At 60.0% G+C, this 14,168-nt stretch carries 9 protein-coding genes and 1 pseudogene; 2 read left to right on the top strand and 8 right to left on the bottom strand.

The window, feature by feature from the left end; all coding sequences use genetic code 11:
* Nucleotide 1: 1 nt before the first annotated feature.
* The 3 genes from OKW98_RS24865 to OKW98_RS24855 form a co-directional block, all read right to left on the bottom strand.
* Nucleotides 2–1,189: an alpha-xenorhabdolysin family binary toxin subunit A gene (locus OKW98_RS24865; protein ID WP_265387085.1), complete on the bottom strand. Its 1,188-nt coding sequence runs from the start codon at nucleotides 1,187–1,189 to the stop codon at nucleotides 2–4.
* Between the two features lie 256 nt (nucleotides 1,190–1,445).
* A complete protein-coding gene (locus OKW98_RS24860) occupies nucleotides 1,446–2,240 on the bottom strand; it encodes a tetratricopeptide repeat protein (protein ID WP_265387084.1) in 795 nt (264 codons plus the stop codon).
* 3 nt (nucleotides 2,241–2,243) lie between these two features.
* Nucleotides 2,244–2,924, bottom strand: a complete 681-nt coding sequence (locus OKW98_RS24855; RefSeq protein WP_265387083.1) for a Fe2+-dependent dioxygenase — start codon at nucleotides 2,922–2,924, stop codon at nucleotides 2,244–2,246.
* Nucleotides 2,925–3,119: 195 nt separating this feature from the next.
* Between OKW98_RS24855 and OKW98_RS24850 the strand changes: the two genes are divergently transcribed.
* Nucleotides 3,120–5,369, top strand: coding sequence for a TonB-dependent receptor (locus OKW98_RS24850; protein ID WP_265387082.1), 2,250 nt, complete (start codon nucleotides 3,120–3,122; stop codon nucleotides 5,367–5,369).
* A 316-nt stretch (nucleotides 5,370–5,685) separates the two neighbouring features.
* Nucleotides 5,686–8,238 (top strand): sulfite reductase flavoprotein subunit alpha, encoded by a 2,553-nt coding sequence (locus tag OKW98_RS24845; RefSeq protein WP_265389831.1) that lies wholly within the window; start codon nucleotides 5,686–5,688, stop codon nucleotides 8,236–8,238.
* 316 nt (nucleotides 8,239–8,554) lie between these two features.
* Here the strand turns inward: OKW98_RS24845 and OKW98_RS24840 are convergent, their stop codons facing one another.
* The 5 genes and pseudogenes from OKW98_RS24840 to OKW98_RS24820 form a co-directional block, all read right to left on the bottom strand.
* A complete protein-coding gene (locus tag OKW98_RS24840; RefSeq protein ID WP_065990188.1) occupies nucleotides 8,555–9,529 on the bottom strand; it encodes a peptide ABC transporter ATP-binding protein in 975 nt (324 codons plus the stop codon).
* Entirely contained in the window at nucleotides 9,529–10,497 is a 969-nt protein-coding gene (locus OKW98_RS24835; protein WP_065990186.1) for an ABC transporter ATP-binding protein, read from the bottom strand. Before OKW98_RS24835 ends, OKW98_RS24840 begins: the two co-directional genes overlap by 1 nt.
* Before the next feature lie 10 nt (nucleotides 10,498–10,507).
* Nucleotides 10,508–11,419, bottom strand: coding sequence for an ABC transporter permease subunit (locus OKW98_RS24830; RefSeq protein WP_265387081.1), 912 nt, complete (start codon nucleotides 11,417–11,419; stop codon nucleotides 10,508–10,510).
* Between the two features lie 11 nt (nucleotides 11,420–11,430).
* Nucleotides 11,431–12,440, bottom strand: a pseudogene (locus OKW98_RS24825) (ABC transporter permease subunit).
* Nucleotides 12,441–12,513: 73 nt separating this feature from the next.
* Nucleotides 12,514–14,121 (bottom strand): ABC transporter substrate-binding protein, encoded by a 1,608-nt coding sequence (locus OKW98_RS24820; protein ID WP_265387080.1) that lies wholly within the window; start codon nucleotides 14,119–14,121, stop codon nucleotides 12,514–12,516.
* Nucleotides 14,122–14,168 lie beyond the last annotated feature (47 nt).

Here is a 14,168-nt window from a genome sequence, read left to right as displayed (position 1 = left end):
TTTAAACTCCGTATTCTTCTTTGAATTCGCGGTCGGCTGCTGCAAACACGCCTTCTAATTTTTTGGCATCGACTTTGATGGTTTCCCAAGGTTTGACCACCAGGTTGAATTGGTTACGGAATCTGCGCATGGAGAGCCCATCGTGGATATCCTTGATTTCGGTGGCGGAAGCAGCGATGAATGTGTGAAGCGAGTTCCAGACGGTGATCAGGTTTTTGGTGGCGATGTCGGCATCGATCACAACCAGATCCAGGTTTTGAAAGTCCATTCGTACACGACCCAGCGACGCCAGAATCCTGTTTTTCTGGTCCATCAGCGCGATGTCCTTCTCCTGTTCATTGGAGAGCCTGTTACGTTCCTTTCGGATTTTCTCAGCCTCGACGCTGGAGTAGATCAGCATGGCCAAATTGCCGAAGACAGAGCCGACGGCTTGCATCACAAGTTCTTTGTATTCTTTGTTCTTGTCGTCGATGGCCGTTGAGCGTTCATCAATTTTTACCTGCAGCGCTTTGATTTCACTGCCCACGGAATGGTTGTCCATGAGAGACAGTTTTTGCTTGATGCCAAAGAGCACTTTCCCGTCTAATGCCTCGCCGAATGTTTTCAGCCGCTCTTTGATTCGAGTTGCTTCGATCGCCTGCTCCTTTATTTTTTCAAGTATTTGATCCAGGAAATAACCGAGATCACTGCGGTCTAGTGCTTTGATGTCGGGGAATGTTATCCCCGAGTTGATTTCGAATTTGCGCAGATCTTCAAGTGTGTTGATACCGTGTTCGTCGACCAGTTCCAATGCCTTTATGCTTTTGAAAACGTCCTCCATGGCCTCGTGATAGGTTCCAACTGATTCGGCGAACACCGCCAGTTTGGTGTTGACGGTCAGCATATCCGTGCGCAATGGATTCCACAGTCTGGCGTGACCATTGACGAGTTGGAACGTCTCCTGAAAGTCCGTGGCCTCCAGGCCCTTACCAGCACCGCTTTCATAGCCCAGATAGGCGATGACGTCTTTTAGTTCGGTCGGAAGGGCCAGTCCGGCGATTTCATATTTCTTGAGACTTTTGATCTGATCTTTGGTCAAGATCAGACCGGTGTCCCGAGTATCGGTTTCAGGTGTTGCAACGGATGAACTGAAAAGTGCCTCAGGCGCCGTCGCTGCGACGGTGATAAGGTCTTGTTCTGATTGAGACATATCATTATTCCTTTAATGATGTCGCGTTACTGGTCCGGGGCTTCTTGCACTCCGGATGCAGGCGGGTAAGTTACCTGCACGAAGAAGAGAGTAAGTTGTACTCTTGGGGAGGTCAAAGTGGAAAAGTAGTTTGAATCTGTAGGAAGATTCCAGCGGCTCACAGGTTACTACTGACTAACTCCCTGAAACCAGCACGTTCGAAGCGTTGCGAGGGTTTCATTGGTCTGTATTAGAAAGCAGAACTTACAATTGCCCATTAAAGAGCGTTCAAGAGGTCACGATAGGTCGCAGCGTCCGTTTCGTCCCCAAGGTGTGCCGCTTTGGCATGGTAATCCAGCGCCAACCTGTGAATTTCCGGGTGGACTGCGTGCAAGAGGACCTGGCGACTGACGCGCAGGAATTTAAGGTTGCCGATGCTCAGCGCGATCTCGAGCCATTCAACGGCCTCCTGGATACGACCTTGTTCGGCCAAGACTGCGGCGTAACTGAACTGCCCGCGAAAGTCGCCGCCTTCGGCCGAACGCTGGTACCAGTCGTAAGCGCCAGCCAGATCCTGATCGCAGCAAAGACCCTCTTCCAGATAACGCCCCACCAGGTTCATCGACTTGGCATGGCCCAGTTCTGCCGCCTTGCGATAGCACGCCAGCGCGCGAGCCTGATCTTTATTGACGCCACGTCCGGTCGCCAGAAGATTGCCGTAGTTGTAAAAGCCCCAATCCAGCCCGGCCTCGGCGGCGAGACGATAATGCTCGGCAGCCTTTGCAACGTCCGGCTCGCAGCCCCATCCATGTTCATGGCAACGGCCGGCCATGTTCTGCGCCATGGGATGGCCGTGACGGGCGGCGATTTGAAACCAGACCAGCGCCAGCGCCGGGTCGCGCTCAATGCCGGTGCCGTCGAGCAGGATCTGTCCGAGCAGCGCCTGGGCGTCGACGATATTAGCCTGCGCCGCAATCAGAATCGCCCGTGCGGCACTGGCCGGGCTGTCTTCAAGCATGGCGCGCAACTGGTCGCCATCGAGCACCTCTTCACGTCGCAGATTCCAGGTCATGACTCAGACCTCGACCCACTGCCGTAGCAGATTGTGATAGGTGCCGGTGAGTTGAAGCAGCGAGGCGTGATCAGGCACGTCGCGGCTGAGTCGCTGGATGGCCGCGTCCATTTCGAACAGCAGCGTGCGGTGGCCATCGTCACGCACCAGGCTCTGGGTCCAGAAGAACGAGGCATACCGCGCGCCCCGTGTCACGGCGTTGACCTTGTGCAGACTGCTGGCTGGATACAGCAGCAGGTCACCCGCTGGCAGCTTCACCTGACGGGTGCCGAAGGTGTCCTGGATCACCAGTTCGCCACCGTCGTAATCCTCTGGATCGCTGAAGAACAGCGTCGATGACAGATCGGTGCGCACACGCTCGGCGCTGCCCTTGGCCTGACGCACGGCGTTGTCGATGTGAAAGTCGAAACTGCCCCCGCCGGTGTAGCAATTCACCAAGGGCGGGAAGACTTTGTGGGGCAGGGCGGCGGACATGAACAGCGGGTTCTGCCACAAGCGTTCGAGCATCGCTGCGCCAATCTCCACGGCAAGCGGATGGCCTTCCGGCAATTGCAGGTTGTGCTTGGCTTTCGCCGACTGGTGCCCGGCGGTGATCTTACCGTCAGCCCATTCAGTTTCTTCCAGCGCCTGACGGATGCGTCGCACCTCCTCGGGTGAAAACAGACCGGGGATATGTAGGAGCATGAGTCGCGACCTGCGGGAAGAATGAAGCGGCGGATGATAGTGATTCTTATTGGCTGTGTAAAACGTCTCCTGCGCGCGTGAATGGGCAGATGTGAAAATTGAGTAATGGAAAAGTGTAAAGAATGTAAGTTTTCTGCGAATGCGAAGCAGTCTCAACTATATTCCGCCGCCTTATTGTTTCCTTGGGGAAGGAAAATGTCGCGCCAAGCACAACCGGTTACCGCACCTTCGCAGCGCTCCATCGTCGGCGCCGTCAGCGTCGCCCTTGCAGCGATGTCAGCCGCCCATATGGCGCAGGCTGCGGAACCTTCATCGGATGCTCTGAATCTGGGGGCCACCAACATTGACGGAGAGCGAGCCGACACGGCTTACAAGACCGAAGAGTCTGCCTCGAAAAAGTACACCGCGCCGCTGCGCGAGACGCCGAAAAGCGTGACGGTTATTCCGCAGCAAGTGATTCGTGACACCGCGGCCACGAGCCTGACTGACGCATTGCGCACCACCCCCGGCATTACCTTTGGTGCGGGCGAGGGCGGTAACCCGAATGCCGATCGCCCGATCATTCGTGGCTTCAACGCAGAGAGCGACGTGTTCGTGGATGGCATGCGCGACGTGGCGGCGCAAAGTCGGGAGATTTTCAACGTCGAATCCGTCGAGGTCAGCAAGGGCCCGGGCTCGGCCTTCACCGGCGCAGGATCCACGGGTGGCAGCCTGAACCTCGTCACCAAAGGCGCCCACCTGGGCGATGCCTTCAACGGCGGCTACACCTTCGGTTCGGACCAGACCCAGCGCTACACCCTGGACGTCAACAAGCAGATGACCGACACCTCGGCGTTCCGCCTGAACCTGATGAAGCATGATTCCAATGTCGCCGGCCGCAACGATGTCGACAACAGCCGCTGGGGCGTCGCGCCTTCGTTCGCGTTCGGTCTGGGCACCGACACGCGGGTCAAGGTCGACTACTACCACCTGTCCACCGACGACATGCCCGACTACGGCATCCCGCTGACCAACACCACCGGCCGCAGCCAGTACGTGGTCGACAGGCCGGCCCACGTCAACGAAAACAACTTCTACGGCCTGACCGACCGCGACTACCGCAAGAGCGTCAACGACAGCGGCACGATCCGCCTCGAGCACGACCTTAACGACAACCTGACGATCTCCAACAGCTTCCGCATGTCGCGCTCGACCCTGGATTACATCGTCACCAACCCGGACGACAGCCGCGGCAACGTCGCCAGAGGTCTGGTCTCGCGGTCGGCGAAGAGCCGCAATTCCACCTCCAGCGGCTTCGTCAACCAGACCGATCTGCAGGCGAAATTCGACACCGGTTTCATTCAGCACAGCCTGGTGACCGGTCTCGAGTTTTCGTATCAGGACACCCACAACCGCGGCTACAACGTGCTCAGCGCCAGCGGCGGCACCATTGGCTCGACCTGTAACGCAGCGCTGCTGGCGTCGGCTGACTGCACCAGCCTGGCCAACCCGTCGCCGAACGACGACTGGAACGGCACCATCACCGACAGCCTGGCGTACACCGATACCGACACCAAGACCAGTGCGGCGTATGTGTTCGACACGCTGAAATTCAACGAGCAGTGGTCCCTGAACCTCGGCCTGCGTTATGACGATTACGACGTGCGCTCCAGCGGTTACAGCACCGGTGGCCGTGGCTCGGTCGCGGGCAGCTTCAAGCGTGAGAACACCAGTCAGCTGTGGAATTACCAGATCGGCGTGACCTACAAGCCACTGCCGAACGGCAGCATTTACGCGGCGTGGTCGACGTCCAGCAACCCGTCGGGTGAGACCAGCGGCAATGGCGGTCTGGAAATCGCGGCGAACAACGCCAACCTCGATCCGGAGAAGAACCGCAACTACGAGCTGGGCACCAAGTGGGATTTCTTCGACGACAACCTATCGCTGACGGCTGCGCTGTTTCGCACCGAGAAGACCAACGCGCGGGTGACCGATCCTGATAACGCGACGTTCCAGGTGCTGGACGGCGAGCAGCGTGTCGACGGCCTGGAGCTGACCTACAGCGGCAACATCACCGGCAAATGGAAAGTCTACGGCGGCTACACCTACATGGAGAGCGAGATCGTCAGCGCGACCAGCAAGGCGGATGAGGGCAATCACATGCCGAGCACGCCGCGCAACAGCTTCAACTTCTGGTCGACCTACGAACTCATGCCGAAGCTGACCGTGGGCGGCGGCGCGACCTTCGTCGACTCGCGTTTCGGCAACGAAGCCAACTCGGTGGAAGTGCCGTCCTACTGGCGCTACGACGCCATGGCCACGTACGCGCTGACCAAGAACGTCGACCTGCAGCTGAACGTGCAAAACCTGACCGACAAACGTTATTACGATCAGGTCTTCAGCACCCACTACGCCCACATGGCCGCCGGGCGTACCGCGCTGATGAGTGCCAGCTTCCACTTCTGATCCTGTCGCTGTGTGAGCTAGCGATATAGATCTTCGTCAAACGCAAAACCTGTAGGAGCGCCACCCCGGTCGCTCCTGCAGTGGATCTCCGCAGCGATCATGATCTTCGGCGAACGCAAAATCTGTGGAAGTGAGCTCGCGAAGGCGGACGCTCGGCCGCTGGATATCCAGTGGATGTACCAACCTCTTCGAGCAAGGTGGAGCGCCATCCCGGTCGCTCCCACAGATTCTGCATTAAGAATCAGCCACAGATGAGAATGCATGCCGTTTGTGCGCATAATGCGCGCCGTAGCGGGTGAGTGAGGTGTCGAGGGTGTTGAAGAAAGTCCTGTTTCAAGTGCACTGGTTCTTCGGAATCACGGCCGGTCTGGTGCTTGCCCTGATGGGGATCACCGGTGCGCTGTATTCCTTCGAGGACGAAATACTCGACGTGCTCAACCCCGATGTGCTGTTCGTGCAGCCCCAGGGCCGTCAACTTTCACTGGCCGAAATGGTCAGCAAGGTTGAAGCCCAGGGCAAAGACACGGTGGCGATGTTCCGTATCGACGTCGACGGCGACAGAATCGCCCAGGTCTGGTTCACACCGCCGCCGGGACAGCGTCGCGGCGAGATGCACAACTTCAACCCCTACACCGGCGCGTTCACCGAGGACGCGATGGGTCAGGACTTCTTCGGCTTCATCCTCAACCTGCACCGATTCCTTGCCGCAGGTGAATACGGCAAGCAAGTCACCGCAGCCTGCACACTGATCCTCGTGTTCTTCTGCCTGTCCGGACTGTATCTGCGCTGGCCGCGCAAGCCGCTGAACTGGCGCGTCTGGCTGACCATGGACTGGGCGAAGAAGGGACGCAGTTTCAATTGGGACCTCCATTCGGTGTTCGGCACCTGGTGCCTGATCATCTATCTGCTGCTGGCGATCACCGGGCTGATGTGGTCCTACGACTGGTTCAGCAACGGCATGACCAAGCTGATTGGCGATCCTCCCGTGGGGGGCGAACAGCGCCGTGGCGCAGGGCCGCGTCCTGGCCCGGCCGTGAAAGAGGCACCCAAAGCAATCACGGCCTCGGCGCCGGACTATGACGCCATCTGGCAGACCATCCAGAGCGCTGCCGGCCCGGATCTCAAGGCCTACAACCTGCGCATGCCCCAGGCCCCGGGCCAGATGGCGACGGTGTTTTACCTCCTTAAAACAGGGCCGCACCCCCGCGCGTTGAACCAGATGACTCTCGATCCGGCCGACGGCGCGCTCAAGGCGGTGTCGCGCTATTCCGAGAAAAGCCTCGGCGCGCAGCTGTTGGTCAGCAACTACGCGCTGCACACCGGGAGCTATTTTGGCCTGGTCGGGCGCATCGTCGTGACCGTTGCCGCGCTGCTGATGCCGCTGTTTTTCATCACCGGCTGGCTGCTCTACCTGGACCGTCGTCGCAAGAAGCGCGAGATCCGTAACGCTCGCGGTGAAGTGTCGACAACAACCGGCGAGCAGGGCGCGGCCTGGTTGATCGGCTTTGCCAGCCAGAGCGGGTTCGCGGAGCAACTGGCCTGGCAGACGGCGAGCCAGCTGCAAACCGCCGGTGTGCCGGTGAACGTCCAGCGTCTGGGCGACATCACCGAGCACGACCTGCATCAGAGCCGCAACGCGTTGTTCGTCGTCAGCACCTTTGGCGACGGCGAGGCGCCGGACAGTGCCCGCGGATTCGAGCGCAAAGTGCTGGGCCGGCCGCTGGCGCTGGACAATCTCAACTACGCAGTGCTTGGGTTGGGGGATCGGCAGTATCAACAGTTCTGCGGTTTCGCTCAGCGGCTGCACGGCTGGCTGGCCGAGCGCGGCGGACGCACGCTGTTCGCTCCGGTGGAAGTGGACAGCGGCGACGGTGCGGCGCTGCAACACTGGCAGCAGCAATTGGGCCAGTTGACGGGCTCGACGCCGACGACCGTCTGGCAAGCGCCGGATTATCAGACTTGGACGCTCGTGGCGCGGGAGTGGCTGAACCCCGCAAGCGTGGGTTCGAAAGTGTTCTTGCTCGGCCTGACGTGCGATTCAGCGACCCGCTGGGAGGCCGGCGATCTGGTGGAGGTGTTGCCGCGCAACCCGGTCTCTGCGGTCGAGCAGTTCCTGTCCGGACTGGGCATTCCTGCTGATACGCAGATCACCGTCGATGGCTTGAGCGAGACTCTTGGGCAAGCCTTGTCCACGCGTCAGTTGCCGGTCAATCGCAGCCATCTGGTTGGCTTGCACGCGCAGGCGTTCATCGATGCGCTGGTGCCGCTGGCGATGCGCGAGTATTCGATTGCGTCGATTCCCGAGGACGGTGTGTTGCAGCTTATCGTGCGCCAGGAGCTGCACCCCGATGGCAGCCTTGGGCTGGGCTCGGGCTGGCTGACCGAGCATGTTGCGGTGGGCGGCGCGATCAGTGTGCGGGTGCGTCGCAACAGTGGATTTCATCTGCCGGCCGAGTCGGTGCCGATGATTTTGATTGGTAACGGGACGGGGTTGGCGGGCCTGCGCAGCTTGCTCAAGGCGCGCATTGCTTCCGGTGAGCAGCGCAACTGGTTGCTGTTTGGCGAGCGAAACAGTGCCCACGATTTCCACTGCGCGGATGAGCTGAATAGCTGGCGGGCGAGTGGCGATCTCGCGCGTCTGGACCTGGCTTTTTCTCGGGATCAGGCTGAAAAAATCTATGTGCAGGACCGCTTGCGTGAGGCGGCTGACGAGCTGCGTCGCTGGCTGGCCGAGGGTGCTGTGATCTACATCTGCGGCAGCCTGGAAGGCATGGCGGCCGGTGTGGATGCGACGTTGAACGCGTTGCTGGGTGCGGACGCGGTGCGGGATTTGATTGAGCAGGGCCGGTATCGGCGGGATGTGTATTGAAGTGGTTCTTTCTACGATGGAACCGTTTCATTCCCTGCTAAAGACCGTACTGAATGCACGCGATCCCCTGTAGGAGCCGGCTTGCTGGCGAACACGGTGTGTCAGCTATACCTGTGTCGACTGACCCACCGTGTTCGCCAGCAAGCCGGCTCCTACAGTTAAATCGCGCGCATTCAGTAGGACCGGCTTCAGCCGGGAAACACGCCGGCGCTTAAACTCATCCGTTATCGCGAAGCAGTGGTTCAGACGCCACAAAATCAAGCCACAAAAAAAGGCCGTTGCGCTCTCACGCAACGGCCTTTTTCTTACTCAGCCCTCACGCCACAAACTGTTCCGCGTAATGGCAGGCCACCTGACGGTTGTCGACCCAGCGCAGCTCCGGCACTTCGGCGGCGCAGCGTTCGGTCGCGTACGGGCAGCGCTTGTGGAACGCGCAGCCCGACGGCGGGTTCAGCGGGTTTGGCAGTTCGCCGACGATCTTGATCTTCGGCTTCGACGGGTCCGGGTGGATCGTCGGGGTCGCTGACAGCAGCGCCTGGGTGTACGGGTGCAGCGGACGGTTGTAGATCTCGTCCTTGGGACCCATTTCGGCCGGGCGACCGAGGTACATCACCAACACCGTGTCGGCGACGTGACGCACCACCGCCAGGTTGTGGGAGATGAACACGTAACCGGTGTTGAACTCCTGCTGCAGGTCCATGAACAGGTTCAGCACCTGGGCCTGAATCGACACGTCGAGGGCCGACGTCGGTTCGTCTGCCACCAGCACTTTAGGCTGCAGCATCATCGCCCGCGCCAGCGCGATACGTTGACGCTGACCGCCGGAGAACATGTGCGGGTAGCGCTGATAGTGCTCGGGACGCAGACCGACCTGAGCCATCATCGCCTGCACTTTCTCGCGACGTTCGGCGGCGGAAAGGCTGGTATTGATCAGCAGCGGCTCGCCCAGTTGATCGCCGACTTTCTGCCGTGGATTGAGCGACGCGTACGGGCTCTGGAACACCATCTGCACGTCTTTGCGCAGTTGCTTGCGTTGTGCCTTGGTCGCGCCGGTGACTTCCTGGCCAGCGATTTTCAGCGATCCCGAAGAAGGCTCTTCGATCAGCGTCAGCGCGCGGGCCAGCGTCGACTTGCCGCAGCCGGACTCACCTACCACCGCCAGCGTCTTGCCAGCTTCGAGTTCGAACGACACGCCGTTGAGCGCGCGCACGGTTGCATGGGGCTTGAACAGCCCACGGGACACGTCGTAGTGACGAGTAAGGTCACGAGCGGTCAGTACGATTTCGCTCATCACGCCACCTCCTGATTCAGCGGAAAGAAGCAACGCGCCAGACTATGGGCTTTCGGGTCGAGGCCCGGGCGTTGCTGGCGGCATTTGTCCTGGACGTAAGGGCAGCGCGGCGACAGCAGGCAACCGCTTGGGCGGTCGTAGCGACCCGGCACGATGCCCGGCAGCGTCGACAGGCGCGCGGCGCCCATGCTGTGCTCGGGAATCGCCGCCAGCAACGCTTCGCTGTACGGGTGCGCCGGGACGTCGAACAGCCCCGGTACTTGACCCACTTCGACGGCTTGGCCGGCATACATCACGCAGACCCGCTGAGCGGTTTCAGCCACCACGGCGAGGTCGTGAGTAATGAGCACCAGCGCCATGTCCTGCTCTTTTTGCAGGGCCAGCAGCAGGTCCATGATCTGCGCCTGAATGGTCACGTCCAGCGCAGTGGTCGGTTCGTCGGCGATCAGCAGCTTCGGCTCGCCGGCGATGGCCATGGCGATCGCAACACGCTGGCTCATGCCGCCCGACAGTTGATGCGGGTAGGCGTCCAGACGCTGTGCGGCGCCCGGAATCTCTACTTTCTGCAGCAGCTCAAGCGCACGCTGATGGGCAGCGCGGCCGGACAGACCCAAGTGCTGCTTGAGCACTTCCTTGATCTGGAAGCCCACGGTGTAGCTCGGGTTCAGCGCGGTCATCGGGTCCTGGAAGACCATCGACATGTCTTTGCCGACGATCTTGCGACGCTGGCGCGCATTGAGCGTGAGCATGTCCTTGCCGTCGAAGACCAGGGCGTCGGCGGTGACGATGCCGGGGTGCTCGATCAGGCCCATGAGCGCCATCATGGTCACGGATTTACCCGAGCCCGATTCGCCCACGATCGCCAGCACTTCGCCCTTGTCGACGGCCAGATCCAGGCCGTCGACGACCGGGGTGGCCGTGGCGTCGCCAAAGCGCACGTTGAGGTTCTTGATGTTTAAAAGAGACATTCGGACGTCCTCAGGCGGCGTTCTTGAGTTTCGGGTCCAGCGCATCGCGCAGACCGTCGCCCATCAGGTTGATTGCCAGCACGCTGAGCAAAATGGTCAGACCCGGGAGGCTCACCACCCACCAGGCGCGTTCGATGTAGTCGCGGGCCGAAGCGAGCATGGTGCCCCACTCAGGCGTCGGCGGTTGTACACCCAGACCCAGGAAGCCCAGCGCCGCAGCGTCGAGGATTGCCGAGGAGAAACTCAAAGTGGCCTGAACGATCAGCGGCGCCATGCAGTTGGGCAGCACGGTGATGAACATCAGGCGCGGCAGCGTTGCGCCGGCCAGACGCGCGGCGGTCACGTAGTCACGGTTCAGTTCGCCCATCACCGCTGCACGGGTCAGACGCACGTAGGACGGCAGGGAAACGATGGCGATGGCGATGACGGTGTTGATCAGGCCAGGGCCGAGGATCGCGACGATGGCCACAGCCAGCAGCAGCGACGGCAGCGCCAGCATGATGTCCATCAGACGCATGATGGTCGGGCCGAGGATTTTCGGGAAGAAACCGGCCAGTAGACCCATGAGGATCCCCGGAATCAGCGACATCACTACGGACGACAAACCGATCAACAGCGACAGGCGCGAACCCTGGATCAGGCGCGACAGCAGGTCGCGGCCCAGTTCATCGGTGCCCAGCAGAAACTGCCATTGGCCGCCTTCGAGCCAGACCGGCGGGGTCAGCAGGAAATCACGGTATTGCTCGCTCGGGTCATGGGGGGCAACCCACGGCGCGAACAGGGCGCAGAACACGATCACTAGCATGAACGCCAGGCCCGCGACGGCGCCTTTGTTCTTGGCGAAGTGCTGCCAGAACTCTTTGTAGACGGATGGGTAGAGCAGGCTTTGATCGACTGCTACTACGGGAGTAGGTGTGCTCATAAAAAGGGATCTCAGCGCTGATGACGAATGCGTGGGTTGGCAAAGCCGTAGAGGATGTCCACCACGAAGTTGACCAGAATCACCAGGCAGGCGATTAGCAGGATGCCGTTCTGCACGACAGGGTAGTCACGGGCGCCGATGGCTTCGATCAGCCACTTGCCGATGCCCGGCCAGGAGAAGATCGTTTCGGTCAGAACCGCACCGGCCAGCAGCGTCCCCACTTGCAGACCGAACACGGTCAGTACCGGGATCAGCGCGTTGCGCAGGCCGTGAACGAACACCACGCGAGCCGGCGACAGGCCTTTGGCACGGGCGGTGCGCACGTAGTCTTCACGCAGGACTTCGAGCATCGAGGAGCGGGTCATCCGGGCGATGACCGCCAGCGGGATGGTGCCCAGCACGATGGCCGGCAGAATCAGGTGACGCAGGGCGTCCATGAACGAACCTTCTTCATCGCTGAGCAAGGTGTCGATCAGCATGAAGCCGGTTTTGGGGGAATGTCGTAGAGCAGGTCGATACGTCCCGATACCGGGGTCCAGCCCAGCGATACCGAGAAGAACATGATCAGGATCAGGCCCCACCAGAAGATCGGCATCGAGTACCCCGCCAGGGAGATACCCATTACCCCATGGTCGAACAGGGACCCTCGCTTCAGTGCCGCAATCACACCGGCCAGCAGCCCGAGAATGCCTGCGAAGATCAGCGCCGCAATCGACAGTTCCAGTGTTGCCGGGAACAGCGAAGTGAATTCGGACCACACGCTCGTGCGCGTACGCAGCGATTCGCCCAGGTCGCCATGGGCGAGCTTGCCGACGTAATCGATGTATTGCGCATAAAGGGGTTTGTTCAGGCCAAGACGTTCCATGGCTTGGGCGTGCATTTCCGGATCGACCCGGCGTTCACCCATCATGACTTCGACAGGGTCGCCCGGAATCAGGCGAATCAATGCGAAGGTCAGCAAGGTGATGCCGAAGAAGGTGGGTATGAGCAACCCCACTCGGCGAGCGATAAAACTAAACATCTTCTCGTGTACCTCATCAGCCGGTTAGGCGTATTCCGGCGGGTCTCTGGGTAGAGCCCGCCGGATTATTCTTCTACTTCACTTGGGTGGTAGCGAAGTTGTTAGTGGTGAGAGGGCTGATGTGGTAGCCCTCTACGTTGTTGCGCATGGCAGTGAACACCTTGGTGTGGGCCATGCTGATCCATGGCAGGTCCTGGTTGAAGATCACTTGAGCCTGCTCGTAGAGCGAAGCGCGTTCGGCCGGGTCGGTTTTTTCCCGTGCCTGATCGATCAACGTCTGGAACTTCTGATTACACCAGCGCGCGTAGTTTTCGCCGTTTTTGGCGGCCTCGCAGCTGAGCAGTGGAGTCAGGAAGTTATCAGGGTCGCCATTGTCACCTGACCAGCCGGCCGACACCATGTCGTGTTCGCCGTTTTTGGCGCGTTTGAGCATTTCGCCCCATTCCATGACGCGTATATCTAACTTAATGCCGACTTTGGCCAGGTCAGACTGCATCATTTGTGCGCCCATGGCCGGATTAGGGTTGGTCGGACCGCCACCGTTACGGGTGAACAGGGTCAGCACGGCACCTTCCGGAACGCCGGCTTCCTTGAGCAGCGCGCGGGCCTTGTCCAGATCGTGGGCAGGGTTTTTCAGGTCTTTGTTGTAACCCAGCAGCGTGTCCGGGTACGGGTTCACGGCGACGGTAGCATTGTCCTTGCCAAACAGCGCTTTGACATAGGCCTCTTTATCAAACGCAAGCTCGATGGCTTTACGTACGCGCACGTCGCTCATGTACTTGTGCGTGGTGTTCATGGCGATGTACGCGGTGGTCATCGAGTTCAGCTCATCGACCTTGAGGTTCGGGTCTTTCTTGATGTTCGGAATGTCGTCCGGCTTGGGGTACAACGCAACCTGACACTCGTTGGCCTTGAGCTTCTGCAGGCGCACGTTGTTGTCGGTGGCAATGGCGAAGATCAGGGTGTCAGCCGGCGGCTTGCCACGGAAATAATCCGGGTTGGCCTTGAAGCGAACCTGAGCGTCCTTGGCATAACGCTGGAAAATAAACGGACCGGTGCCGATGGGCTGGCTGTTGAGGTTGCCGGTCTTGTTGGCCTTGAGTAACTGATCGGCGTATTCCGCCGAGTACACCGAGGCAAAGGCCATGGCGACGTCAGCCAGGAACGGTGATTCGCGGCGGGTCAGGGTGAACTTGACGGTGCTGTCGTCCACTTTCTCGACGCTCTTCAGCAGCTCTTTGAAACCCATGCTCTCGAAGTACGGGTAACCGACCTCCGACTGTTTGTGCCAAGGGTGGTTGGGGTCCAGTTGACGCTGGAAGCTCCAGACCACGTCATCGGCGTTCATGTCGCGGGTCGGTTTGAAGTATTCGGTGGTGTGAAACTTGACGCCCTTGCGCAGGTGGAACGTGTAGGTCAGGCCGTCATCGCTGATCTCCCACGTGTCGGCCAATGCCGGAACGATTTCCGTGGTGCCTGGCTTGAAATCCACCAGACGGTTGTAAATGGTTTCCGCCGACGCATCGGCGGTCACGGCGGTGGTGTAGAGCGCCGGGTCGAAGCCTTCCGGGCTGGCTTCGGTGCAGACCACCAGAGGCTTGGCCGATACGCCGACCGCGACGCTGAATACCGCCAGTGCGATCGCGCTGCGCAATGTTGCGAGTTTGAATGTCGATTTCAAGTAACGCGCTCCGCAAGTGATGAAGCCATAAAAGAGTAGGTATCGGG

Origin of the sequence: Pseudomonas sp. KU26590, assembly GCF_026153515.1 — a bacterium.
Classification (GTDB): domain Bacteria; phylum Pseudomonadota; class Gammaproteobacteria; order Pseudomonadales; family Pseudomonadaceae; genus Aquipseudomonas.
This window is presented reverse-complemented; position numbering and strand designations above follow the sequence as displayed.